The organism is Coleofasciculus sp. F4-SAH-05, from assembly GCF_040222985.1.
GTDB classification, from domain to species: Bacteria; Cyanobacteriota; Cyanobacteriia; order Cyanobacteriales; family Coleofasciculaceae; genus Coleofasciculus; species Coleofasciculus chthonoplastes.
Map to the genome: position 1 here is coordinate 1 of NZ_JAVKBY010000004.1, position 26,207 is coordinate 26,207.

Annotated in this window: 22 protein-coding genes, 1 tRNA gene and 2 pseudogenes; 14 read left to right on the forward strand and 11 right to left on the reverse strand. The window is 45.5% G+C overall.

Translation table 11 applies throughout. The features are described from left to right. Positions 1-196 (reverse strand): annotated as a pseudogene (locus RIG27_RS00185) (hypothetical protein); the annotation flags it as partial. 269 nt (positions 197-465) lie between these two features. Here RIG27_RS00185 and RIG27_RS00190 point away from each other — a divergent pair. Continuing rightward, positions 466-1,737 (forward strand): SufS family cysteine desulfurase, encoded by a 1,272-nt coding sequence (locus RIG27_RS00190; protein ID WP_446341318.1) that lies wholly within the window; start codon positions 466-468, stop codon positions 1,735-1,737. Between the two features lie 87 nt (positions 1,738-1,824). On the opposite strand, the gene RIG27_RS00195 is transcribed toward RIG27_RS00190, so the two are convergent. Continuing rightward, entirely contained in the window at positions 1,825-2,487 is a 663-nt protein-coding gene (locus tag RIG27_RS00195; RefSeq protein ID WP_446341320.1) for a GDYXXLXY domain-containing protein, read from the reverse strand. Here RIG27_RS00195 and RIG27_RS00200 point away from each other — a divergent pair. Further along, positions 2,474-2,620, forward strand: coding sequence for a hypothetical protein (locus tag RIG27_RS00200; RefSeq protein ID WP_446341322.1), 147 nt, complete (start codon positions 2,474-2,476; stop codon positions 2,618-2,620). The two genes, RIG27_RS00195 and RIG27_RS00200, sit on opposite strands and share 14 nt — an antisense overlap. 5 nt (positions 2,621-2,625) lie before the next feature. Here the strand turns inward: RIG27_RS00200 and RIG27_RS00205 are convergent, their stop codons facing one another. Continuing rightward, positions 2,626-3,987 (reverse strand): DUF2157 domain-containing protein, encoded by a 1,362-nt coding sequence (locus tag RIG27_RS00205; RefSeq protein ID WP_446341324.1) that lies wholly within the window; start codon positions 3,985-3,987, stop codon positions 2,626-2,628. A gap of 919 nt (positions 3,988-4,906) precedes the next feature. On the opposite strand from RIG27_RS00205, the gene RIG27_RS00210 reads away from it, so the two are divergent. Together RIG27_RS00210 and RIG27_RS00215 are read left to right on the forward strand one after the other, a co-directional pair. Beyond that, the gene (locus tag RIG27_RS00210) at positions 4,907-5,389 is read left to right on the forward strand and encodes a GNAT family N-acetyltransferase (protein WP_446341326.1); all 483 of its coding nucleotides are present in this window, start codon (positions 4,907-4,909) and stop codon (positions 5,387-5,389) included. Between the two features lie 80 nt (positions 5,390-5,469). Continuing rightward, entirely contained in the window at positions 5,470-6,324 is an 855-nt protein-coding gene (locus RIG27_RS00215; RefSeq protein ID WP_446341328.1) for a TauD/TfdA dioxygenase family protein, read from the forward strand. A 44-nt stretch (positions 6,325-6,368) separates the two neighbouring features. On the opposite strand, the gene RIG27_RS00220 is transcribed toward RIG27_RS00215, so the two are convergent. From RIG27_RS00220 to RIG27_RS00235, 4 genes are all read right to left on the reverse strand, one after another. Beyond that, positions 6,369-6,980: a hypothetical protein gene (locus RIG27_RS00220; RefSeq protein WP_446341330.1), complete on the reverse strand. Its 612-nt coding sequence runs from the start codon at positions 6,978-6,980 to the stop codon at positions 6,369-6,371. A gap of 80 nt (positions 6,981-7,060) precedes the next feature. Beyond that, on the reverse strand, positions 7,061-8,515 hold the full coding sequence (locus RIG27_RS00225) for an adenylate/guanylate cyclase domain-containing protein (RefSeq protein WP_446341332.1): 1,455 nt from the start codon (positions 8,513-8,515) through the stop codon (positions 7,061-7,063). Between the two features lie 187 nt (positions 8,516-8,702). Continuing rightward, positions 8,703-9,440: a DUF1995 family protein gene (locus RIG27_RS00230; RefSeq protein ID WP_446341334.1), complete on the reverse strand. Its 738-nt coding sequence runs from the start codon at positions 9,438-9,440 to the stop codon at positions 8,703-8,705. 347 nt (positions 9,441-9,787) lie between these two features. Continuing rightward, positions 9,788-11,056: a glycosyltransferase family 4 protein gene (locus tag RIG27_RS00235; protein ID WP_446341336.1), complete on the reverse strand. Its 1,269-nt coding sequence runs from the start codon at positions 11,054-11,056 to the stop codon at positions 9,788-9,790. 594 nt (positions 11,057-11,650) lie between these two features. On the opposite strand from RIG27_RS00235, the gene RIG27_RS00240 reads away from it, so the two are divergent. Continuing rightward, a tRNA-Ser gene (locus RIG27_RS00240) sits at positions 11,651-11,739 on the forward strand. A 125-nt stretch (positions 11,740-11,864) separates the two neighbouring features. Here the strand turns inward: RIG27_RS00240 and RIG27_RS00245 are convergent. Then, positions 11,865-13,319, reverse strand: a complete 1,455-nt coding sequence (locus tag RIG27_RS00245; protein ID WP_446341382.1) for an isochorismate synthase — start codon at positions 13,317-13,319, stop codon at positions 11,865-11,867. Positions 13,320-13,584: 265 nt separating this feature from the next. Next, positions 13,585-13,923: a TerB family tellurite resistance protein gene (locus RIG27_RS00250; protein ID WP_446341384.1), complete on the reverse strand. Its 339-nt coding sequence runs from the start codon at positions 13,921-13,923 to the stop codon at positions 13,585-13,587. Between the two features lie 339 nt (positions 13,924-14,262). Between RIG27_RS00250 and RIG27_RS00255 the strand changes: the two genes are divergently transcribed. The 4 genes and pseudogenes from RIG27_RS00255 to RIG27_RS00270 all read left to right on the forward strand — a co-directional run. Next, on the forward strand, positions 14,263-15,483 hold the full coding sequence (locus RIG27_RS00255; protein WP_446341338.1) for an RNA-guided endonuclease InsQ/TnpB family protein: 1,221 nt from the start codon (positions 14,263-14,265) through the stop codon (positions 15,481-15,483). 37 nt (positions 15,484-15,520) lie between these two features. Beyond that, entirely contained in the window at positions 15,521-15,673 is a 153-nt protein-coding gene (locus tag RIG27_RS00260) for a hypothetical protein (RefSeq protein WP_446341340.1), read from the forward strand. 116 nt (positions 15,674-15,789) lie between these two features. Further along, positions 15,790-16,701: a 2-carboxy-1,4-naphthoquinone phytyltransferase gene (gene menA / locus RIG27_RS00265; RefSeq protein WP_446341342.1), complete on the forward strand. Its 912-nt coding sequence runs from the start codon at positions 15,790-15,792 to the stop codon at positions 16,699-16,701. Positions 16,702-16,842: 141 nt separating this feature from the next. Continuing rightward, positions 16,843-18,402 (forward strand): annotated as a pseudogene (locus RIG27_RS00270) (alpha-glucosidase family protein); the annotation flags it as partial. 41 nt (positions 18,403-18,443) lie between these two features. Here RIG27_RS00270 and cax read toward each other — a convergent pair. Continuing rightward, positions 18,444-19,559, reverse strand: a complete 1,116-nt coding sequence (gene cax / locus RIG27_RS00275) for a calcium/proton exchanger (RefSeq protein ID WP_446341344.1) — start codon at positions 19,557-19,559, stop codon at positions 18,444-18,446. Positions 19,560-20,383: 824 nt separating this feature from the next. Here cax and RIG27_RS00280 point away from each other — a divergent pair. Further along, positions 20,384-20,509 (forward strand): hypothetical protein, encoded by a 126-nt coding sequence (locus tag RIG27_RS00280; protein WP_446341346.1) that lies wholly within the window; start codon positions 20,384-20,386, stop codon positions 20,507-20,509. Between the two features lie 314 nt (positions 20,510-20,823). Next, positions 20,824-23,478, forward strand: a complete 2,655-nt coding sequence (locus RIG27_RS00285; RefSeq protein ID WP_446341348.1) for a DUF3536 domain-containing protein — start codon at positions 20,824-20,826, stop codon at positions 23,476-23,478. 151 nt (positions 23,479-23,629) lie between these two features. Here RIG27_RS00285 and RIG27_RS00290 read toward each other — a convergent pair whose 3' ends face one another. Next, positions 23,630-24,208, reverse strand: coding sequence for a fasciclin domain-containing protein (locus RIG27_RS00290; RefSeq protein WP_446341350.1), 579 nt, complete (start codon positions 24,206-24,208; stop codon positions 23,630-23,632). Between the two features lie 35 nt (positions 24,209-24,243). Between RIG27_RS00290 and RIG27_RS00295 the strand changes: the two genes are divergently transcribed. The 3 genes from RIG27_RS00295 (at position 24,244) to RIG27_RS00305 (ending at position 26,131) form a co-directional block, all read left to right on the forward strand. Then, entirely contained in the window at positions 24,244-24,723 is a 480-nt protein-coding gene (locus RIG27_RS00295) for a DUF6884 domain-containing protein (RefSeq protein WP_446341352.1), read from the forward strand. 195 nt (positions 24,724-24,918) lie between these two features. Continuing rightward, a complete protein-coding gene (locus tag RIG27_RS00300; protein WP_446341354.1) occupies positions 24,919-25,530 on the forward strand; it encodes a Uma2 family endonuclease in 612 nt (203 codons plus the stop codon). 388 nt (positions 25,531-25,918) lie between these two features. Next, positions 25,919-26,131, forward strand: a complete 213-nt coding sequence (locus RIG27_RS00305) for a hypothetical protein (protein WP_446341356.1) — start codon at positions 25,919-25,921, stop codon at positions 26,129-26,131. The last annotated feature ends 76 nt before the right edge of the window (positions 26,132-26,207 follow it).

Below are 26,207 nucleotides of genomic sequence, written 5' to 3' on the forward strand. Positions count from 1 at the left end.
TTCTCGTCACAGATAGGGTCAAAGATAGGAGTTTGTCTCTGGGGGACCAGCCCCCCAGACCCCCCGATGGGGGACGAGCGCCTCCCCCATACCCCCTGCGCAACGCTTCGCTAATCCCATACCTCATCCGGTGGTCTTCATCTGTCAATAAGGATGTCAATAAGACTTTATCTTTGGAGATATTGATGTCGCTCAAAGCCTTACTTTCAAGAGTTTAAGACTGCTTGTCACCCCTTCAGGGTTGCAACCGAAAAGATAGTAGTGAAACCCGCCCCGACAAAATTTACACTCAGGTTGCGCCAAATACCGTGAAAAGATTCAACCGAACATGAGCTCCCAGGAATGGATTGGCTGTTTTTATGAGAAAATGATACTTAATTTATCATTTTTTTCCTTGGATTTCATAGCAATCAATATGAAAATTGATCTGGAACAATCTAAAGACAATTTTCAATCTGGATGACTATGATACTTGCAACAGAACAACATCTTGCCGCCAAAGTTCGGGCTGACTTCCCGATTTTGCAAGATCAGGTTAACGGTAACCCTTTAGTTTACCTAGATAATGCCTCAACCTCCCAAAAACCTTTACAAGTTCTTAAGACTTGGCAGAACTACTATGAGCATACTAACGCCAACGCTCACCGAGGTATTCATACCCTAAGTTCCAAAGCCACCGAAGCCTACGAAAACGCACGGCAGAAAATTGCCACATTTGTTAATGCCACATCTGCCCAAGAAATCATCTATACCCGCAACGCCACAGAAGGCATTAATTTAGTCGCCTCCACTTGGGGAGGGAAAAACTTACAGCCTGGGGATGAAATCATTCTCTCGGTGATGGAACACCACAGCAATCTGATCCCGTGGCAACAGATTGCCCAACGCACAGGTGCTGTGTTAAAGTTTGTCGAATTGACTGATACCCAAGAATTTAACTTGGAGCAGTTTAAAACCCTGCTTTCCAAGCGAACGAAACTGGTATCCATTGTTCACGTTTCTAACACGTTAGGCTGTATTAATCCAATCCAAGACATTACCGCACTAGCGCATCACTATGGTGCAAAAGTATTAATTGATGCTTGTCAAAGTACACCGCACCTAAAACTTGACGTACAAGCGATTGATTGCGATTGGTTAGCAGCATCTGGACACAAAATGTGCGCTCCCACAGGGATTGGTTTCCTGTATGGGAAATTAGATATCCTCAGAGAAATGCCGCCATTTTTAGGGGGAGGGAAGATGATAGCCGAGGTTTTCCTCGATCATGCCACGTATGCCGATATCCCCTACCGTTTTGAAGCCGGAACTCCCGCCACAGGCGAAGCGATCGCGCTGGGTACAGCCGTGGATTACCTCACCGCTATTGGTATGGACAAAATCCAGGCGTATGAACATGAATTGACTGCCTATTTGTTTGAGCAATTAAACACGATTCCCAGTCTCACAATCTATGGTCCTAAACCCAAAGAAGACGGGAGTGGTAGAGCCGCTTTAGCCTCATTTACCTGCGGAACGATCAACCCTTATCAGTTAGCTCAAGTGTTGGATCAGGCTGGCATTGCGATTCGGGCGGGTCAATATTGTACCCAACCCTTGCACCGGATTCTCGGTGTTCCTTGCACGGCTCGCGTAAGTCCCTATTTCTACAACACCCGCGAGGAAATTGATACATTTATTAGTGCGTTGAAAGAGGCGATTCCATTTGTAATAGCGCTTCAATGTCAGGCAAGATAAAAGCCGATTCTATTCCACCATTTTAGCTATGCCACGCCACTACAACCTCCACTATTCAGGACAAATGACATAAGACGAATAACCAAATTAGAGACGATACTGGCGAATCTTTTGTTGATTCGTTTCACCAGTCTGTACCCAAAGACTAATCGGAATGGCATTTCCCCAAGCATCAACTTTAACTTCCATAACAATAGGCGGAATTTGTTGGGTTTGTTCAGGATTGGCAAGTCTTGCTGCCCGCAAATCATCATTAATCTGATTCCGTTCGGCTTCAGCCATAGTATAATTTTCGAGTCCATACTCAATTAATCCCCGTTGGGCAATACCTCTCAAAACAACCTGATTATTGTTGAGATTGGCAGGACGTTTGAGACTAATAAAAATGGGTTCCCACGGTTGTGGTAGTCCAGGCAAACTGAGTGAAATCGGTTCTGCTAAAATTACATAAAAGTGAGTTCCTGGCTTGATAAACGTTACCGTGTTGTCATCACTTTGTTGTTTGGGTAAGTTGTTCCAGCCAGGTAAACCGCGTAATTGCTCTTGACTAGAAATGTCATACCTCATAGTTTGAGAGTAGCCTCGCAATAGATTGTAGGGTTCTAAGGGGGCTGTTTGTAAAATGATGATTTTACCTGTGACATGAGTGTAAATCGCTTGGGCAGGCACAGCCAGGATTAAAGCTGTTTGAAATAACAAAGTGAGCCAAAATCGCCGGAAAGGGATAGAAGGGGTAGTGTCATTTGTCATTTGTCATTTGTCATTTGTCATTTGTCATTTGTCATTTGTCATTTGTCATTTGTCATTTGTCATTTGTCATTTGTCATTTGTCATTTGTCATTTGTCATTTGTCATTTGTCATTTGTCATTTGTCAGGGAATAGGGAATTTATTTGGATTGTTGAGTGCGAATATAGTATTCAAAAGTTACCCCAGCCGCTATAATACCGCAACCGCACAACAAAAAAACCAGGGATTTGAATAGTAAATCGGTATTGTACTCAACCATCCGACTTAAGACTTGCAACGTTAACAGCACCAACCCTCCCCAGAAAAAACGTCGTTGGGCTTGGGTGATTCCTTTACGGATTATACCGATAGCCAAGAATAGTAACATTAAATTGAAAATTAACACCGCTGCGATATCTAAGCCACCTGTACTTAGATGCCAATAGGGAATGACGGCGCTAATCACAATCATGAAAGCCACAAAGCTAGTTGTTCGATCGCACTGACGCCAACTATGCAGCCATTCCCAAATTGTTATGCTGACGAAGATAAACAAATTGACCAAAATATACCACGGTACATGAAAAGCATTGTTGGCAGATGGCATAAAGGAAACATTCCACATCCAATAGAACGATAAGAGGGAAAATAAGAGACTGAGGAAAATAATGGCAAGTGTGCGGGCTGTACTCTCGAAAGACTTAGCATTAGAAAGATACCGTCTCCAGAACCTATCCCTGTACCCCCATAACAATGCTGGCGGAAGGGCGCAAGCGATCGCGCTAACCCAGGCGGGGGCGACTAAAAGGTTGAGGCGTACTAAGTTCACCTCCAATGAATAGATCACCGCGATCGCACCGAGGCGAAATATCCACCGAGAACCACACCAGTAGGCTAAGGGAATAAACATCACACCCGCGACTACGGGCATAAATCGTACCATCAGCTGCAGCCAAGCTATTTCTCCAATCGCCAAAAATTCGGGTTGTCCTTGTCCCCGAATATATCCAATTCCGATCAAAAGGGCAGAAAGTATGCCTAGCCCAGTTAACCGTAAGCTATACGCCATCCCCAAGACACCAACTCCCCAAAGCAGAAGCAATTGGTAAGCGGGTCTATTTTGCTGAAAGAGTTGGGATATCAGCGCCATATTTACTCCCAAGATTAGTGCCCCTAGCACCAGCAATACTTGTCCTAAACGGCGTTGTCCTCCTTTAGGACGTTGCCACAAAATAAAGCCTGCTGTATTGAATCCAATAAACAGCAGCAAGAGTAACGCTACTTTCAACTCTCGCGACCAAATTTGCCAGTTAGCGGCGAAAAACGCGATCGCGCCTACGCCTAAAAGGATACTGCCGATCAGCAGCAGAATCGAGACAAATTGGTTACGGGAAGCACTTTCGAGTTCCCCAAATTGGTAGCTTTGGGCTAGTTGTTCATAGACAGAGGCATCAATTAACCCCTCACTTTGCCATTGCTGTGCTTCTTGACGCAACTGACGACGAAACTTCTGGGAAGGCATATTAGCATTTTAGTCTGGTTCCACCTCTTAAAATGTTGTAACATTTCAAACATTCAAGTAGCTTGGGTAGAGTCAATTCTATGGAAAGGGCGGGTTTTGTACTCCAGTTAGGAGCAATTATCAATATTAGTCCCTAAACCCGCCCCTACAGATACTATCTAAATCTAGGCGAAATAAAAATGAAAATGGACTTGTTATTTTGACCCATTAATTATTATTTATGAATTTTTTAAATAAAGTTTTCGGGCATTGTCACAGAGAATCGCAGAAGCAACTGATAAGGAGCGATCGCAGTTAAGCTTTAAATGCGGAACAGCTTAGTTTGACAGAGTACCACAATCGTGCGTTCTGACATTTGCTTGAAAGGCAAGCAAAGACGATAATAAAACTGGATATTCTTTATTTCGTACACAGTCAGGAACCCCACGGCTATAAGCCGGGGGCTTGGAATTTAGCCCAAACCTGACCAGCCTAAGACCTGCGCGGTCTACGTTACGCCTAAGTGTTCAAGTCCTACCTTGGGGTGCGTGCCAGCTCCAAGCTCTAGAACCGGAAAGTTAAACAGCCTTAAGGGGTTAAAGCAGTGCTTTCACCGAAAGTACCGAGGCGTAACATTGGCGAGGCAAACGTTACCCCGTTTCCGGGAGGGGCGCAAGCCCAACCAAAACAGCCCCATGCGTACAGACTAAAAGCACGAGTCTGTAATTGCCCAGACGAAAGGCGAATGCAATACGTCGAATGTCGTTAGTAAGTCCAAGGCGGTGGGGTTTAAATTGCAGCCGTGTACATGGGAAAGATGGTTACTAATATTGCTTCAGTTGAAGCCCTGTAGGGCTGCTGTTTATGCAAGGGGGTTCCTTCCTCCCCATACATAAATGACAGGGGTTTCCATCCGCCCCCTTACCAACCCGATTTTCTGATGAAAACCTATTACCGTGACTTTTTAATTCGTGACTGGGAACCGCGCGATCGCGTCAACGCCGCCGAGGTGATTGGTTCAGTCTTGTCAGAATACGGCTTAACCTGGGAACCAAGGGGAGCCGATCGCGATGTGGTTGACGTCGAAACCTTCTATCAAACGGTTGGGGGAGAGTTTTGGGTAATCGAATACCAAGGTAAAGTTGTGGGAACCTCGGCGTATTATCCAGTCGAACGCGGCAAAAACGCTGTAGAAATTCGTAAAATGTACCTGCTTCCAGAGTTTAGAGGACAAGGGATCGGTAAATTTTTGTTGCAACAGCTTGAACAAACAATCGCCAATCGGGGTTTCCAACAAATTTGGATTGAAACTGCCAGTGCCCTCAAAGAAGCCATCCAGCTTTATGAAAGTAGCGGCTATCAGCCAACCACAGGGATAGAGACAAAGCGGTGCGATCGTGTTTATTTCAAACAACTAGAGTGACTTTTTGTATCTTCCCCCTAGACTAAACGCATCTGACTCATCTATTGTAGATAGGGTAAAAATATTTCTCAGTAAATACATTGTTAAAGGTACAGCAACATTCAAGACTAGGTAAGGAAGTCTTACAAGAGTGTAATCTCGCCCAGCTAACAGACCAACAAATCCAACACTTGAAGCAATCTCTTTGGGAACATGGAGTTATTGTTGTCAGAAACCAAAAACTGACAGCCACTCAGTTAAAGAACTTTGCTATACAGACATTTGGTGACTCAACTCTCGGTCGTCGTCCCAAGCCTCTAGACCCCGAAATTAATCCGGACTTACAAAGTCCCGGAGTTGCGATTTTAGGTAATCCCAAGGGATTTTCTCAGGAAATTGTGGGTAAAATTGGTTGGCAATGGCATCACGACAAAGATCGCCTCCCCAAAACAGAGGGACTGGATATGAACACCCTCTATGTTGTCATGCTCTATGGTGTGGAAATCCCTCCCGAAGGAATAGATGGACAGCCTCATACCACTGAATTTCTCGACATGGTGGAAGCTTACCACAATCTCAATCGCCAACATTGGCAGGAATTAGAGCAACTCTGGATGTATCACCTGTCACCATTTTTCTCATCACAAGGGGAAGAAATTCCCAGGAAATTACATCCCATTGTCTCAACTCACAAAGTCACTGGACATAAAGGATTATATTTGGGTTCAGATACTTCAATTCTCCAGGGATTAGAAGATAAACCGGAAGAAGCCAAACAGTATTGGCAGGAGTTGTTTCAGTCTATTTTGGACTGTACGCCAATTTACGCCCATGTTTGGCAACCTGGAGATATTCTGTTTTGGGATAACTCTCAAGTCATGCATACAGGTATGCCTTACGATGCCCAGAACTATAAACGGATTGCTCTGCGTGTTGGTGTTGTAAATAACAGGTAAGATCAAGTCCGATCAATTGACTATAATAACAAGTGCAATCGCTCTCACTCTCCCTCCAAAATTCCTAGCAGGATTCTGACTAAGTCATCCAAATCATCAGGTACTTTAAACAAATTGATATCTTGATTAATCTGTTGTTGACTACGTTCCAGTTTACCAAACCGCCAAACATCCCCCATTGTTACGGCTCCGTAAAACACATTTTGTTCCTCAATATAGGATAGGGCAATTAACTCAACCGCTAACTGAGTAAATCCTCTCGTGAGGTCATCATTTTTGGCTTCAACAACCAGTAAATTGTTGGTTGACTGCAATAGATGATCAAGATTACCCTTGAGCCAGTTGTTGACCATTAAAGGATATTCAATTCGCATTTTACATTGGCAATAACGAACGACCTCCAACATAACTGGAGAGACAAGTGTTTCTCTTCTGGCTGTCTCATTACTCAAACTGATAAAGGGTAAAACATCTTCTATTCTTTGCTTGAGTTCTGAAAGTCGATCTAGCTGCTTAGTTGTTTTAGGCAGAGATAGGCGGGATTTAATCAGTGAATAATTAAACTCAGCTAGAATGTCATCAGCTTCATAGCGTAACTCGAAGTAAGACCGAAAGGTATAAGACTGACCTTCTTGCAGGATTTTGATTTTCGCCATAGCGCGTTCACCGTTCTGTGATTAGGAGATGAGTCTCCTTAATTTAACGATAAATTGTAGAGACGTTGCATGCAACGTCTCTACAACCCCTGTTTCCCAATCAGCCAATAGCTAATCATTTCCCCTTTTCCCTTAACCGCGATCGCGCCCCGTTCTTCAAATATATACTGATCCTGCAAACGCTTTTTCGTCGCCGCCGTCACTTGAATTTTTCCCGGAAGTCCAGATGATTCCATGCGAGACGCTACATTAACAGCATCTCCCCACAGATCATAACTGAACTTTTTAATCCCAATTACACCAGCCACTACCAAACCCGTATTAATGCCAATGCGAATTTGAAAGGGTTCCCCTTGTGGTGTTTTAAATTGTTGAATAGCTTGTTGCATATCCAACGCCATGTTTGCAATTGCCTCAGCATGATGATCATTGGCTACAGGTAAACCCGCCACAGCCATATAAGCATCGCCAATAGTTTTGATTTTCTCAATCCCATGTTTTTCTGCTAATTTATCAAAAACCGAGAAAATATTATTTAATAGATTAAGCAGTTCTAAGGGAGACATTTGAGCCGAAAGATGGGTAAAACCGACAATATCAGCAAATAAGATCGTGGCTTCCGTAAATTGTTGGGCTAAACTTCCCTCAAACTTTTTTAATTGGTCAGCAATAGGCTTGGGTAAAATGTTGAGCAATAAGCGTTCTGACTTTTCTTGTTCTAAGCGTAGGGCTTGTTCCGCTTTTATCCGATCACTAATATCGGACTGGATACCGACAAAATGAGTCAGGTTGTTTCTATCATCATAAATGGGGGAAATAGTCAATTCATTCCAGAACGGTGTTCCGTCTTTCCGGTAATTGAGTAAGGTAACGGTGCAATTTTCTCCAGCTTTAATCGCCGCACGGAGTTGCTCAACAGCTGGCTGACTAGTATCTTTACCTTGCAAGAAACGACAATTATAACCTAGGACTTCAGCGTCAGAGTAACCTGTTATTTCCTCAAAGGCAGGATTAACATAGATAAGTGGCATATCTGGCAACCGGGCATCAGCAATGACAATGCCGACACTGCTGGCTGCGATCGCTTGATCGCGTAGCTTAACAGTTTCCTGAACTCCCTTGCGATATGCCTGACTCCCTCGCCAATTACTCTCAGTGACATCGTGGGCAATACCATGGCTTACACTATTTTGATAGGCTCCCAAACGCCAAGACAGCCAACGATAGCTTCCGTCTCGACAACGAAAGCGATTTTTAAGGCGGATTGGGGTTTTATTATTCTGGAGAGTGTGACATTGATTCTCCATATCAAAGGTGAATGCCACATCATCAGGATGAACAAACTCTAACCAAGGGCGCGATCGCAGTTCATCTAACGTCCAGCCTAGAGTCTTTTCCCAAACTGAGTTGAGTTCTCTAAAATACCCGTTACTGTCACGGATACACAACAAATCAGCAGAAAGATCGAAAAAGGCTTGGAGAGATGCTTCCCCATGGAATAGGTTTGGCTCATTCTCCTCACAAGAAGGATTCATTGGACATGTTCCAGGGAAGATTTACGGTCGGTTTTTGCACCCTCTATCAAAATTTTTTATGCAATTTCAATTATTACATTGACGTCATAAAGTGTAGAATCATATCATAGGTAGCGCTTTTTCAACATTTTGGCGAAAAAGACGCTAGATATAGTGGATTTTTGGCGTTTAGCGTTTAGATGTTTGATTAACGACTCAATGCGTCTAAAAAGCTCTGTAGTGTAGAGAGAAACCCTGCTTTTTTGGGGGCAGGTGCGTCTTCTGAGTCACCGCTACCTGTTACTTTAGCAATAATCAGTTCTACAGCATCTCCTACAGGTTTTTGCGGTTCTTCAGCAATAAGCTGATAGGCATTTTCCTTTTCCAACCAGATTTGCCATAGTCCCGGATAAACCCGAAGTAGAGCCGCCCCATCCCGAGGTTGGACGTAGTAACAAGAAGTTAGGGTACTGAGAAACCGTTCACGGAGTTGACGGGCGGCGTAGCCAATACCCACCACTTTCAGATCTTCAAGCTGAGGCGTGAGTAAGACACAGGGGCGATCGCCTGCCAAATTGCAGAGTTTTTCCACTTGACTCACTTCCACCGCCGAAGGGGAAACAATCAAAAACGCCTCATCCTCTGGCTGAATCCTACTTTCGACAGGGGAGCGACTTGTACCAATGTCTGTCACTTTAAACGGCGTTTCTCCCCAGTCTCGACGGGCAAGTGCCGCCGCCCCAGCATCAGGGAAGAGAACCTTTAGCCCCGAACCATACTGTTCAAAGATCGGGGTAAATTGCCATGCAATGGATTGGGCTTGCAGGGCAATCTCTGGAAAAACTAACTCGACTTGCAGGCGAGTGTATCCATCCCTGAGGGCGGCTTGTGTCGCTTCGCGAGCTTGAGCGATCGCTTCGTCTAATGTTTGAGGAAGTTCAGCCATCGGTCATTTGTCCTTTGTCCTTTGTCCTTTATCCTTGATTTTTTGTTCGTCGTGTCCTTTCAATTGTAACGAACTATGAATCACAAGCGCGAACAGGGAGTCGTTTTGAGTTTTGAATTTTGAATTTTGACCGCCCCCGCTCCGACCAATGTGTAAGCGAGGTCGTAATATGATTAAGACTTGTAGCGATTAGGTCTGAAGCGTGATTGCACCATTAGACCACGTAGTTACTTTACGCGATCGCTATCATTATTTATATGAACTACCCCGCCCATGCTTCCCATGGACGAGGAATGCGCGGCATTAACGTTCAAGCCCGTAGCCATGTTGGGACGGCGCTGGGTAGTTCAGGCGCTGGCTTGTTCCAACACCTGGGAGGAGTTTCGGACGAACTGGAGATAAAGATCACTGAGTTGATGCGCGACACCATCCCAGCTAAACTTTTCCTCCACCCGCCGTCTTGCCCTTTGACCCAATTGATTGCGCCAGTCGGGGTGAGATAGAATGAGGTCTATTGCCTCAGCAAAAGCCACCTCATCTTTAGGCGACGCCAGTAATCCGGTTTCTTCGGGTACAACAGTAAATTGCAACCCACCGACATCACTGGCAATAACTGGCGTACTACAAGCCATGGCTTCAATTGCCACTAGACCAAAGGGTTCATAGTGACTGGGAACCACACAGACATCAGCCGCCGTATAGTAAACCGATAGAAGTTCATCGCTAATGCGTCCGGTAAATGTGGTAATATCCCTCATCCCCAGTTGATCAACGATCGCCTCAATCCGTTCTCGCTCAATCCCATCACTTTGACCGGGACGAGATCCCCCACCAATAATCAGTTTCACTTGGGGATCATGGCGTATCTGAGAGCAACCCACAGCGCGAACCAGAGTTTCTATGCCTTTACGCGGATCAAAGCGTCCCACATAAAAGATGATTTTTTGATCAGGATTCCATCCTAATTCAAGTCTTGCTTGAGTGCGGTCAATCGCCCCAAAGCGTTGAATGTCTGTGCCACAGGGAATGATCTGAATATGACCCTTACTCGAAACCAGCGATCGTATATGGTCTTTTTCCTGGGGAGATGTAGCCACAGTGCGATCGGCTGTCTCTAACACCGCTTTTTCCACCTCCAATCGAGTACCAGCAATCATCGGAATTGCTTCTACTGATTGATACTTAACCGCACCTAGAGAATGGTAAGTATGAACTTGGGGAATCGATTGCCGTTTTTTCCACTGCATCCCCACCCAAGCGGAAAGCCAATAGTTAGTATGCACCAGGGAATACCGAACACCTTCCCACTCCTGAAACCTCAGCAAATTATCTAAGAACTCGCCGGTATAGCCAAAGATCTTATCCCGTGGGACAAATGCCTCTGGACCGGCTTTCAAACGAATAGTCCGACAACGTGGACTGTGTTCTACGATGACAGGATCATCAGCATTGGCTTTTCGGGTAAACATATCTACATGCCATCCCAGATTGGCAAGGGCTTCACCCAGATGGCGCACGTAAACATTCTGTCCACCCGCTTCTTCTTTACCAATTTCCACAGCGGGATCGCCATGAACTGAGATAAGAGCAATATGTTGTCTACGTTTACTGGTCATAAGTTGGTCTAATCCTCGATTTCAACAAGGGTTAAGCTTAATTAAGCGTTTGATGCTTGTGCGGCTTTTCCCTCAGCTCAGGTTTTTGGTTGAGAAAACCTTAAACGCTGAAGGCTTTGTCCGCATCAGACTACAGGATGGTAAATGCTGTGAACCCTTAACTTGCAAGCAACCAAGGGTGAATTAACCCTTGAGTGGGAAGACTTGTGCCACATTTCCCTCCCTTTTACTTTTCGCAGAAAGAATTAACTAACTGAAACGACGCCGGATTGGGCTGATAATTCCCTACTATAGAGCTTGAGAAATGAGTTCCTCTTTCAGGTCATGGACGACTTTACCAGACTACACCAAATTTCATCGGAAACCTCATCATTGTTGTACATAGCTTAAAGGGTGCAGACTTAGCAATAGCTAATGAAAAGAGCTGAGTTTTACTCGTTTGAAAAGAGTATAGCCTCTAGAAATCAAAGTTGCAATATGTAAAGAAAAATTTAGTTATGTAAAGACGCACACAACCGGATAGGGTGAGTAATTTGCATCCACCCACTAGACAAAAATGGGTTGTAATCTGCTATGATAGTCAAGCACCGCCTTGGAGAGGTGGCTGAGTGGTCGAAAGCGGCAGATTGCTAATCTGTTGAAGTGTTTAGGCGCTTCCGAGGGTTCGAATCCCTCCCTCTCCGTTTTATTAACTCCTCAAGTTGAACTAAGCTATTGGTTTAGCGTTTGCCGTAGCCAGAAATCAGTCATCCTGATATGACAGTGGCTGGGATAGCAGCGAACAGGACAAAGGACGAATGACGAATGACTAAAGCAATGCTTTGAGTAATGCCTGAAGCTTGAGTTGGATTTCTGCCAGTTCTTTGTCGGGGTCAGAACCCGCCACAATTCCCGCCCCGGCGTAGAGTCTAGCGCGGTAGGTGTTGTCATGATTTAGAGAAGACGGGTTGCTGTCGATTAATGCTGAGCGAATACCGACAATGAACTCACAATTGCCTTGATAGTCAATCCAACCTAACGGCGCGGCATAGAGGGAACGGTCAAAGGTTTCGTAACGGCGGATCTGTTCTTGAGCAATCTGGGTAGGAACACCGGCTACAGCAGGGGTAGGATGAAGCTGGGCAACAATGTCTAGGGGATGGACATTGGTAAACAGTTGTGCTTGGATTGGTGTCCACAGATGCTGGATATTAGAGAGTTTAAGCAGTTGGGGCGCAGGTAAGCATTGGGGGATGAGTCCCAACTCAGATAGGCGTTGAGTGATAAAATCTAGGACAAATTGGTGTTCACGCTGCTCTTTTTCAGAACCAAGCAAGCGATCGCCAAACTCAGCATCTTCAGTGGCTGTCCTTCCACGCGGCGCTGATCCAGCTAAGGCATCCGTTACCAAGAGATGGTCACGAATACTAATTAACCGTTCAGGACTCGCACCGAGAAAGTTTTGTCCTTTACCATTACTGGCACAAAAGATGTAGCAATCCGGATAGCGTTGGCGCAGATTATCGAGGGAGTTGACGACATTAAAGGGCTGGTGCGAAACAATATCAATGGCGTTAGCGAGAACAATTTTGCTAAATTGATTGGCATGAATTGATTTTAAAGCTGATACGACGGCTGACTTAAAGGATTCAGCCTTGATTGAGTTGGAATTTATAAATTGAGAATAATTAAGGCGGGTCAGGGAACTGGGTTGATGCCCTGACCATGTAATTTCAGCAATCTGATTGTATAGTTCTTTCAGGAGAACTTTGAGATTAACGCCAGGGTCAACTTGAAGATTCGCAACGAATGTACAGCTATCTTTTCGATAAGCTACTTGCCAACGGGGAAGAAAAATCGTCGCCGATGAAAACGGAGACTCCTGGGTTAAAGCAAAAAAGGTAAAAAAGCAAAAAAAGTGAGGACCGGCAAAGGAAATCCTTTTTTGTTGTTCAGTCCAAATCCAAGTGTCTTTGAGATAACGATGGATGACCGTCTTGGCGTGTTGAAATCGATTGATTCCTTCAACTTCAGCAGAGATCGTCGCATCAATAGCCAGAATCGATTCGTTTTCCTTGCGTTTTTCTAAGTAAAACTGAAAGTGTTGAGGTTTAGCGATAATCTGGAGTACAGCCAGTGGATCGACCCGGGGAATTTCCACAGAAATACTGGCAATTTGAGTACAGCCTTTCTCAACAGATGCCTGCTGACAAGCGACAAGGAACTGGTATAGCTCCTTGTGGTTTGGCAAGCGATCGGTATGAGATGATGATAAATACGCCATGTACAAGAGGATTGCAGATTTTGGGTTATCCAGGCAAGACAGTTCCCCCAGATGTCGGCTACACGACTTCAGGTTCATGGCGATAGGTTAAATTATCTCAAGAAGAAGTGCAAGAAATTGACGTGATCGGGCGTATTGTCACTGAACCCCTGGACGATAATCCCATGATGTGGGATTGGAATTCACAACAGACAAATAACGTTCCAGACATAGTATACTACGTCTGGAACATTCTCTTATCTAGTTGTATACCAGCTTTTCGCTTTTATTTAAAAGGATCTCCTTCAGGGAAGCAGAGGTCTATTCTTTCTTGTTTTATTTGTTCTTCCCGTGCATAAAGTGCTTCAATTTGCTTAACAACATCTTCGGAAATACCCATGGCAGTTGCCGACTTACGTACAACCGCTTTTTCGGCATCGTTGTATTCCCCATCGGAGGCAGCCGCTTTAATGGCAAAATAAATTACCGCTCTTTTGGATTTATTGGTAGCTAAAGTAGCCGCAACAACCTCGTTAATGTCTTCATCGGCTGGATAATTTTCTAGTTCTTTGAGTAAAGATTCTGGTGCGCCACTATAATTTAAATACTGAAGATTTTTCTTCAGCTATTTGACATAGCACTAATTTATCACAGATACCCACATTTCTCACAAGTTTTGCAATCTTAGTCATTGAAACCTTTACATAGAGGATGTTTCGAGCATTTTTAACCGAACCTAAATTTCGACAGAGTGTTGAAAGCCTTATTTTACTGTCAATCCAGGTTGTATAAGCCTTTGGACAATTGTGGTGATAAATCCGGGAATGAGTCCACATACGCAGAATCTTCACTGTGGGCGGGGATGCCTTCACTTCCCCAGGCAAAGAGCAGGTATTCGACATGCCTGCTCTTTGCATTGTCTAATAAGCTATGCTATAACACTCAACATAGATTTGAATTAGCCATGTTAGTATTCGAGGCGAAATTACGAGGAACAGACGAGCAGTACGCCATCTTGGATGAGATGATTCGTACCGCTCGTTTCTTGCGTAATTCCTGCCTTCGTTACTGGATGGACAACAAAGGGGTTAACAAATACGACCTCAACAAATATTGCCGGGTACTCAGAAAAGAGTTTGAATGGTGCAAAAAGCTTTCGGCTCAGGCTTGTCAAGCGAGTGCCGAGAGAGCATGGAGCGCCATTGCTAGGTTCTTTGATAACTGCAAGAAAAAGATTCCAGGCAAGAAGGGTTTTCCCAAGTTTCGCAAACATCAAACACCTTCCTCAGTCGAGTACAAGGTTGATGGTTGGGTGTTATCGGATGACCGATTAACCATTACATTTAGGGATGGCTTCAAGGCTGGAACCTTTAAAATGTGGGGGACTCGTGACTTGCACTTTTACCAAAAAGAGCAAATTAAGCGAGTGCGTGTTGTGCGTCGGGCTGATGGGTATTATGTTCAGTTTTCCATCAAGAAGGTGCGTAATGAATATCACGAACCCACCAATCGGATGGTGGGCATAGATGTTGGTTTAAACCATTTCTACACTGATTCTGATGGCAATAAGATTGAGAATCCCCGATTTTTGAGGAAAGCTGAAAAAGCTTTGAAACGCGCACACAAACGGGTTTCAAGGAGGACAAAAGGGTCTAAGAATCGCCTCAAAGCCATCAAACAGTTGGGTAGGACGCATCTCAAGGTCTCAAGGCGGCGTAAAGACTTTGCAGTTAAGACGGCAAGGGCGCTTGTCCAGTCGGCAGATTTGGTAGCCATTGTAGACCTAAAAGTGCGGAATATGGTCAAAAACCATCATTTAGCCAAGTCAATATCTGACGCTAGCTGGACATTATTTAGGCAGTGGTTGGAGTATTTTGGGAAAGTGTTTGATGTGCCAGTAATTGCTGTTGCGCCTCATTACACGTCCCAGGACTGTTCCAATTGCGGGCAACAAGTGAAGAAAGCTTTGTCTACTCGCACCCATAAATGTCCTCATTGTGGGTATGTTGATTGTCGAGACGTAAATGCTGCCATCAACATTTTGATGAAAGCATTGCAAGGGCTAGCACAACTACCGAGGGGCACTCGGAAAGTTACGCCTGGGGATGAGATGACCCTCTGTTTGGATGGGGAAACCCAAAAAAGTAAGGTTGCTCGTAGAGCCAGGAAATCCCGTCAGCGATGATGGGAATCCCCACCTTCAACGAAGTAAGGTGGGGAGGATGTCAACCCGCTATCAGTTGGTGATTGACCCCAACACGTCTGTGCAACCCTGGCGACGAGGGATTACCATCGTTCCCTCTCAGGCTTGTCCCATGGTGGTGAAGACCCAGCGTCACGTTCACTCATCTAGAGAAAAAGTAATCAGTTATTAGTAATCCGTTGTAAAATAGATTACCTTTTTGATCCGATTTCTAGACCCAAACAGGGAAAACAAGGATTTATTGCTAATTGGATCAGTGCTAGTTTACTGAATGTCTAACTTGCTATCATGACCACAAAGTTCATTGCTCATTCCCCAAATAAGTTATGGTTAGCGGCGCTTAAACCACCGATGTACAGCGTGGCTATCATTCCAATTTGGATTGGTACGGCTGTAGCATACCGGGAAACTCATATTATTCATTGGGGCATTTTTAGCACATTTTTACTGTCAGCTATTTTAATTATTGCTTGGCTTAACCTGAGTAATGATGTATTTGATTCAGAGACAGGGATTGATCAAAATAAACCCCATTCACTGGTGAATTTAACCGGAAATAAAGCGTTAATTTTTGGGTTAAGTAATCTATTTTTAGCCGCAGGTATCCTGGGAATCATCGCGATCGCGTGGTGGCAACGGGATTGGACGGTGATTGGTATTGTCTTGCTTTGCTGCGCTTTGGGGTATAGTTACCAAGGTCCTCCCTTCCGCCTGGGTTACCAAGGGTTAGGTGAGGTTATTTGCTTTTTTACCTTCGGTCCCATGGCGGTGGCGGCGGCTTACTACTCCCAAGCCCAAACCTTCTCGTCAACGGGGTTAGCTGCCTCAATCATTATCGGCATTAGTACCTCGATTATTTTATTTTGTTCTCATTTCCACCAAGTCGAAGACGATATAGCCGCCGGAAAGCGATCGCCGATTGTTCGCTTGGGAACTCAACGTGGTGCTAAACTCCTTCCTTGGTTAAGCGGCAGCATTTTTGCCTTGACGGGTTTGTTTATTGTGTTGGGGATGTTTCCGATTTGGACAGGATTAATCATTCTGAGTTTACCTTTTGCCGTTGAGTTAGTGCAGCATGTTGGCGACTATCATGATCAACCGACGAAAGTCAGCAATTGTAAATTTATTGCCGTTAAGCTGCATTTTTGGAGTGGACTATTATTCGGGTGGGGCTTTGTTCTCCCTAACCTTTGGTATTGATGGTTTCCACCTCATACAGCGTTTTCCATGCTGGTAAGGTACATTGAGAATAAGACTTTTGCGCTCACAGAGGCTAACCTCGTCTTGTTACTGTACCTCACTAGACTGAGAAATGCTGTATATGTAAACTTACGCTGAAAGCTGGGGAAGCCATGTTCCTGGCTGTGTCCGATTTATGAATCCCCAATGGAAGATTTTGGCTATGACATTACCGATATGCGGGATATCGACCCGCTTTTTGGCTCTCTAGAGGATTTTAAACGATTACTGGCAGTGTCTCACTCCATGGGATTGAAAGTTCTGCTGGATCAAGTTTGGAGTCATACCTCTGATAAGCATCCCTGGTTTCTCGAAAGTCGGCAAAATAAAAATAATCCTAAGGCAGACTGGTATATTTGGGCAGACCCCAAGCCTGATGGTTCACCCCCCAACAACTGGTTATCCGCATTTATGGGTCACAGTGCTTGGCAATGGGGACCCGAACGTAAACAATTTTATATGTACAATTTCTTAGAAAGCCAACCTGACCTGAACTGGCACAATCCAGATGTGGTTGACGCAATTTTGGAACGAGCAAAATTCTGGTTGGATTTAGGAATTGATGGGTTCCGCATCGATGCGCCTAACTTTTTCATGCACGACGCTCAATTGCGAGATAACCCCGTTCGCCCGGAAGATGCGTCTTTACCGGATGGTGTCGCTGCTGATAATCCGGTGGTTCGGCAACTGTTTAAATACAACTTCTGTCGTCCCGAAACCTTAGACGCCCTCAAACCTATTCGTGATTTAATGGATCAGTATCCGGGTACGGTTGCCTTAGGCGAAGTGACCTTCTGTGAAGATTCGATTGCCCTTGCCAGTGAATTTGTAGAAGGTGATGAACGCTTACACATGGCGTATCATAGTGGGCTTCTCGTCGATGAACCCATCAGCGCTAGACTCATGCGCCAGATGATGGAAAAAGTGCTAAATAACTTTACCGAAGGCGGTGATTGTTGGATTGTCGGCAATCATGACTATGGTCGCTTGCGATCGCGCTGGACTGGAAAGGATGCTCAGGGAAATCCTTACCCAGAAGAATTTTATCACATGATCGCCGCACTGCTCCTCTCTTTACCGGGTGCAATCTGTCTCTACCAGGGTGATGAACTAGGGTTAACTGAGGCAAGAATCCCTGAAGATATTCCGGTGGACGATATTAAAGACCCCTTTGGTCAAGCCCTTTACCCAGCAATTAAAGGACGAGACGGTTCTCGCACCCCAATGCCGTGGCAAGCGGATGCCCCCCACGCTGGATTTACCACGGCGGAAAAACCCTGGTTACCTGTTCCCGATGGTCATTATCAACGGGCGGTGAATCTGCAAAATCGAGATCCGAACTCCTTGCTAAATACCTGGCGTCGTTTACTCCACTGGCGCAAAAAACAACCAGCCTTAGAAGCCGGTAACTTGGAAATCCTGGAGACAGAGGAACCGATTTTTGCCTTTATCCGGGACTATGCAGAACAGCGAATCCTGTGTATTTTCAATTTGAGTAACGAATCTGCCCGCTATGACTTGTCGGGATATCCAGGGTGTAAGGAAACCGAAGGATTAGGCTTTATCACGAATCGTCAGGGTGAGACGCGGGAAATTCCCGGCTATAGTGTCTTCTTTTGTAATATGCCCCCAACCTGTGATTATCAACTGAAGTCGAATTGAACCTGTAGAGACGCGCCATGGCGCGTCTCTACATTTGTTGGTTATGCTAATCCTTCCACAACCGGATGGAAGTAAAATGCCAACCCCAACACCAAATAAGCGGCAATTAGCAAAATTCCTTCCAACCAGTTTGATTTGCCATCAGAACTAATCGAATTAGCAATTAACACCGCCACAGCCACCGCCACCAATTCAAAGGGGTTAAAATCCAAATCCATCGGCTGACCCAAAAACCAACCTGCAATCACTAAGACAGGGGCGACAAACAGGGCAATTTGTAAACTTGATCCCACCGCCACCGACACCGACAAATCCATCTTATTTTTCATCGCCACTGTCACCGCCGTAGCGTGTTCGGCGGCATTGCCAATAATGGGCAATAGAATCACCCCTGTAAATAGGGCAGTTAATCCTAACTGGGAGGTGGCTTCCTCCAACGTCCCCACTAACAGTTCCGACTCCAACGCCACCAGGAGGGTGACTCCAAGTAACACCCCAATCCACAAGCCTAAATTCACCTTATGTTCCGGTTCCTCGGTGGAGGAAGCGCTTTCCCCCTCTTGGGACTCAACATCCACCATGCCCACATCCAACAAATAGCTGTGGGTTTTCATGGAAAATAGTAAGGTGAGAGCGTAAACCACAATCAACACCCCCGCCACAGCAACCGATAATCTTTGTAACGTCGCTTCATCAATGTCAGGCGTCGTGGCATCCATCGCCGTCGGTAGCAGCATGGCAATGACAGCCAAATTCATAGAGGATGCATTCACCCGCGCCACAATCGGTTGAAAGCTTTGTTCCTTGTACCGCAACCCGCCCAACAGCATAGATAAGCCCATTACCAGCAGCAAGTTGCCAATAATTGATCCCGTAATCGTGGCTTTAACCACATTGACTAAGCCAGCATTGAGGGCAATCAGGGCAATAATCAGTTCTGTCGCATTACCAAACGTGGCATTCAGCAACCCACCAAAGGTCGATCCAGCCACCACCGCAATTTCTTCCGTCGCGGTTCCCATCCACGCCGCCAGAGGAACGATCGCCAAACAGGAGGTAATGAAAACTATAGCTGCTCCCCATTCCAGAAAATGCGCGGCGATGGAAATGGGGACAAAAAGTAACAACAGTGACAGAATCGTGTTTTTGTTCAGCATCTAAAAATAAGCAAATAGGCACAGAGTGAACAGCATCTAAAAATAAGCAAATAGGCACAGAGTGAAGTACTCCGGCAAGATCCCCTGAAGCCGCAGCTTCATTGAAACAACCATCATCGCTTCCTGTCTCGCTTGCCGTTGCCTTTTTGTATTGCTACAAATTGGTCTTACACAGCATCTCTAACTCAAAGGAGTCTTGATCACCTCAAAGAGTGAACCCAGGCAGCAACCCGCCTTCCGCAGGTCGTTATTCTTTGTTTGTACAACATGGCTTGGCTTTTCTTTTACCCCTGAGCGTAGTCGAAGGGAACCAGTGGTCTTATGCTTTCCTTGGCTGCGATGTTTGGAGCGGCCAGCATCAATCTGCTACTTCGGAATTAGCCGGTAGGCATGTCCATACGCCCTCTTCGGGTCAGCCACCAATCTTATAATAGTATTAGTGTGTTGATAGTGGCAACACAAAAGGAAAAACCAAAACCTTCACGCAACTCTTAAGCGCATGAAAAAACTTAAGGCTTATGCTAATAACTAAAGAGCAGACGGTTACTCAACTGATTGAAGACTGAATTGATATAGCGCTACGCGCAAGTCAAAAGTCACGCATTCAAAATTTGACTCCAACAGGGTTTGGTGCTTTTACATAAGTCCTAACCTTAATGCGTAGTGCTATAGAAGACAGGTGACAGATGTATGGGAAACCTCCGTTCCTTCGGTTTCCCGCTAGTCATCCCCACCCTAAAGCCGTTCATTCTCGCCTGAGGGCTACGAAAATCCGTCTGTTGAGGGTGGGGACTTCCGCGATACGTTAAAGTTAACGGTAAGGATTGTCATTTGTCATTTGTCATTTGTCATTTGTCATTGGTTTATGCTCCCCTGCACCTGGAGCACCTGGAGCATCCCTGCACCCCTACCCCCTACACATCCCCAGCCAGATGTGCAATAATCGGTAAGACTTGTTATAGTGCGGTTAAGTTCTGTGAACTTATCGCAACGTTTATGAAGTTTCATCGATTGTAAGTAAATATTGCGGTTGAATAAAGGACTAAAGGAACAGATTGTTACAAGTTCATCCCAAAATGCAAGCTTAGTAACTTGTGCGAGTGATTTTTTATATACGGGGCTGGCGTTCCCTACTGAAATGGCTAGCTTTCAAACGAAAATCAAAATTTGTTTAGTAATCTCTCAACTAATCCCTACTCTCAGCGAAAATTAGTAGAGTAAGGGAATCTGTCTGACACGTTTTCTGTGGAATTTGGTGATCTCAATGACTTCTGCTGCTGAACTTTCAGCTTCACAAGCTGCGGCAATCAATCCCATCGCTACCTTATCAGAGGAGGCTGGGCTAGAACATGATCCCCTGCAGACAGCCAGGGGCGTCTACGTAACGGTTCACGGGCATTTTTATCAACCCCCTCGTGAAAATCCCTATCTGGATACCATTGAACGTCAGCCCTCAGCGGCACCGTTTCACAACTGGAATGAGCGGATTCATCACGAATGCTATCGCCCCAATGCCTTTGCCCGGGTGTTAAATAGTTACGGCGAAGTGGTGGGGATCGTTAATACCTTTGAATATCTCAGCTTTAATATTGGTCCGACGCTGATGTCGTGGCTAGAACGCTACGACATGGAAGTGTATGAGCGGATACTGGAGGCGGATCGCAAGAGTTGTCAACGGCTCAACGGTCACGGTAATGCGATCGCGCAAGTCTATAACCATATCATTCTTCCCCTCGCCAATGAACGGGATAAATACACCCAAATCCGTTGGGGAATAGAAGATTTCCGCTCTCGCTTTGGTCGTGATCCCGAAGGGATGTGGCTGGCGGAAACGGCGGTAGATTGCCCCACCCTGGAAGCTTTAGTGGCAGAAGGGATTAAGTTTATCATTCTCGCACCGTCCCAAGCCGAACGCTGTCGCCCTCTGCCGACAGAAGACAATCCTGATCCTAAATGGCATGAAGTAGGTGGAGGTCAGATTGATCCCAGCCGCCCTTACCGTTGTTTCCTGGAAAGCGGTGAATTTATCGACATCTTTTTCTATGACGGTCCCATCTCACGGGATATGGGGTTTAGCGATGTTCTCAGTAGTTCCGAACATTTTGCCGGTCGTCTGGGAATCGCGATTCATGGGGATCACCGTCCCTCCCAGATTATCAGTGTGGCAACCGATGGGGAAACCTTCGGACATCACAAACGCCACACGGAAATGTGTATCGCCCATGCTTTTACTCAAGTCTTTCCCCGCCGTAACTGGACGGTGACCAACTTTGCTCATTATCTCAGTATCAGTCCGCCGACGTGGGAAGTAATGCTCAAACCCGTCACCGCTTGGAGTTGTTCCCACGGCGTCAACCGTTGGCAAGATGACTGCGGCTGTGGTGGCGGCGGCGGTTGGCATCAGAAATGGCGGCGTCCCCTGCGAGATAGCCTTAACTGGCTGCGGGATCAGTTGATTCCGGTGTATGACGAGAGGGGGCGTCAGTTTTTCCGCGATCCTTGGGCGGCGAGGGATGAGTATATTCAGGTACTCAGAGATCGCTCTTTGGAAAATGTTGAGCAATTCCTCAACCGTCACAGCGTTGCACCTCTTTCTCCCACTGACCAAATCGACGCTCTACGGCTGTTGGAAATGCAACGCCACGCCATGCTGATGTATACCAGTTGCGGTTGGTTCTTTGAGGAAATCTCCCGTCCCGAAGGGGTACAGATTTTACGCTATGCAGCACGGGCGTTGGAGTTAGCTGGGGAAGTGGTGGGTATCCAGCTTGAGCTAGGGTTCTTGGAACGCCTACTTGTAGCACCCAGTAATGTAGACTGCTTTAAAACCGGGGATGTGGTCTATCGGCAACTGGTTGTGTCGTCGCAAATTACCTTCCAACAAGTTGCTGCCCATTACGCGATTAGTTCCTTATTTACCAACTATTCCCAACAAGAACGGATCTACTGCTACGAAGCCCACCAGCTTGACTATCAACTCCAACGCATGGGTTCACTGACATTAGCAGTGGGTCAATTGCGACTGGTGTCGGAGATTACGTGGGAAAATATGGAATTGGTTTTTGCCGTTCTCCATCTCGGGGGCTGGGACTTCCACTGCTGTATTCAACCCTTTACCGGACGTCGGGCATATACCCAGTTGAGGGATAAGATTTTTGATGCCCTCAAGCAAGCCAGTGCTGCCTATACGATTCTGGCAATGAATCAGATGTTTGGTGAGCAGTCGTTTAGTTTACAGAATCTGTTTGCTGAGGAACGGCAACGGATTATGCAGCTAATTAGTCAGGAAACCCTGACACGATTAGATCAGCTTTATAACCAGATGTACCGGGATAATTACGGCGTGTTGATGGCATTCCATCGGGATGAATTGCCCGTACCGAAGGAATTGCAAGTAGCAGCAGAAATTGCGTTATCCAACCGTTGTTTAATTGCGATTAAAGCCCTAGACATGGAGGTGAGCGATCCCCAAGCTATCAATGCTCAGATAGCCGAACTGGAAGCGATCGCCACAGAAGCGGGACACCTACGCTGTCATCTGAATATCCCAGAAGCCAAGCCAACTCTGGAGATATTAATTTGGCGATCGCTGTGGCAACTGTTGCATGAGGGTGATCCCGATACCTTAGGCGAGGATATCCGCCAGATTGATCGGCTGATTGAGATTGGCAATCGGTTAAGCCTCGGTTTAGCGTTAGACCGTTGTCAGGAACTCTATTTCAACTGTTTACACACCTCAATCGTGCCGCAGTGTGAACTGGCTATTCAAGCCCAACGCCTGAGTGACCAAAACAATGGACATGATCAGGCGCAGCTTACGGCGGCAAATCCTTGGACGATGATCCGACTACGCCAGTTGCTTCAGCTTGGTCAACTTTTGTCGGTGGAAGTGAGTCCCTGGTTGAGTCAGTTGATTTGACGTACTCCCCTAGAAGAAAGCGAAGGTATGTGCGTCACATTGAGGGCAAACTTGTGACGTGTAATTCTTGTCTACCTTATCGAAATCAGCTTCTCTGATGTTTTGGTAGAGAGTAGGGGCTTGGTAACCAAGCCCCTACCGTGGATCTCCATTAGGGTAATAGAACCCCACTAATTCCGTGAATCATGCCGTTAGCGGCAGGAATATCTGCCATAACTACAGGTACACCATTGACATAAACTTCGCTAGCATTCCTAACTCGTATGGTTACGGGTTTACCCGCTAGCGTAGTTAACCGCAAGGTAGAACCAGGGGTTAAGCCAAAGGTGCTAATGTTACCGGGGACAACGTGATAGGTGAGAATTTCAGTTAATCGCGATCGGTTTTGGGGTTGAAGTAACGTTGCCACAGTTCCCTCAGGTAAAGCAGCAAAGGCTTCATCGGTAGGGGCAAAAATAGTAATGGGTCTCCTATCCGCCAGTACTGAAGTGAGTCCAGCCGTTTTGATCGCAGCCGTGAGGGTGGAGAAAGCGTCGTTGGCGGTTTCGAGTTCATCGGCTATATTGCTCACCCCCCGTTGAGCAATCAGGTGGAGTCCAGGTTCTGCCTTTAAAAGACGAGGGGAGTCGGTGACGCTGTTGGCGGGTAATGCGATCGCGGTACCGAGACTGGCAAGACCTAAACAGGCGGTTAGTTTCCTCAATGTGGAAGTAAAAGCGTGGGCTGGCATGAATTTTTCTCCTCAGAGCAGGTATTTATAACGATTTGTATACTACTTTAGTCTGTATTCCCCGCCTATGCTTCTTTTTACAGTCTCTGGGGCGGGAAACAGTAGATGTGGTGATTCTCTCTGCGGCTTACGGGCTAATCTCTGAAGACAAAAGCATCGTGCCATACCAAGTAACCTTTAATCGGATGAAAGGTTATGAGGTGGATGAATGGGCTTCTTTTTTAGGGATACGCCAAGCCTTTGAACGTGCGATCGCGGATTACGACTTGGTCTTTTTGTTACTAGGGGAAAACTATTTGCGATCGCTCTCTCTTCCGGTTGAAACCTCGCCCACCCAGACTCTTTTATTTTTAGCATCAAAAACCAGTGCCAAATACATCGGCGAGTTGGCAGCCAAGACGTTTGTGTTTACTCTGTCTAACGTAGAAGCCAAACGGTATCGCTATGGATTGGTCGGTTTAAAAGTATTTCTCTTAATTAAATTTAAATTTATGTTTTTTGAATGGATTTGCTAGAATGTTATCAACCTATCCATTAATCATTCATTTACTAAAGATTAAACGTGACCAGGAAATTTTTACCCGTTTTCTCTCTAGACTGGGCGGGTCTATTGAAAAAGCTAAAAAATGTAGAAGGAGACTTTGGCATACTCGCTCCTGTCTCCTGCTACAATAAACTCCTGATGAGTATTCGCGAGAGGAACTTAAGCCATGATTCAGTCGGCACCCAACCTACTAACATTTGAAGAGTTTCTGGAATGGTATCCCGATGGACGAGGGCGTTATGAACTGTATGAGGGAGTTATAGTTAAAATGAATCCAACTGGAGACCACGAAGAGGTTGCCGCTTTTCTCAACCGTAAGCTGAATGTAGAACTTGATCGCCAAAGTCTCCCCTACTTTATTCCCAGAACCTACCTCGTCAAACCTCCTAGTATTCCATCAGGTTATCAGCCCGATGTCATCGTCTTAGACAAAAACGCCTTGCACGATGAACCACTTTGGAAAAAATCATCAACTATCTCACAGGGAAAGTCAGTCAAATTGGCAGTAGAAGTTGTCAGCACTAACTGGCGAGATGATTACCTGACTAAAGCCAGAGATTATGAAGAAATGGGGATTCCAGAATATTGGATTGTTGATTACTTGGGGTTAGGTGGTAGACGATTTATTGGGAATCAAAAACAACCCACTTTTTCGATCTATCAACTTGTTGAGGAGGAGTACCAGGTTAGTCAGTTCAGGGGAGATGACCGCATCAATTCTCCAACGTTCCCAGAATTGAACTTTACAGCCAAACAAGTCTTTAGCGCTGGAGCATGACAAAACCCAACTATACTGAAACAGTACTTGTTCAAAACCACTATCGCCTGTCAAAAGGTGACGTTTACCAAGCCTTTGGTTGGATAACTTTAACTCATATCTCTGTTGGTTCCAAGGAAATCACCTGATCGGGTGACAAAAGTCCTCCAACTTTTATAGCATATCTAATTTGGATATAAACTCGGCAAACTTTAATAAAGCAAAGGCTAAAGCCATTACTACGAACCCGTCAATAGACAAAAATCAATAAGTAATTATAAATAATAATCACCCTAATTTATAAATAGTATATAAATACCAAAAATATTCACAATTATCAGCTACTTTGAATTTGCCAGATTAGCAAAAAATAGCGATAGTTAAGGTATAGTGAGCCAAAGTAAATATCATGTCATCAACTATCCACGAATCCATGGGCAAAATTACCACAACACTGGTTGTCAAGTTAGAGTTAGAAGAACCACGAATCTGGATGGATGATATTCAGTTAAGGTTGGGACTTTGGCAAGGATTTTATCGGGAGAGCGATCGCGTCTGGTTGTGCTGGTATGATACAGATTGTGACTGGGTTTTGACTCCTGAGGAACGGGAACGGCAATGAGTTGAGCGATTGGCACAACAGTTGCGAGCGCTGGGCATCGAACCGGATTTGGATGAGCAGGTTTAGCCGATAAATT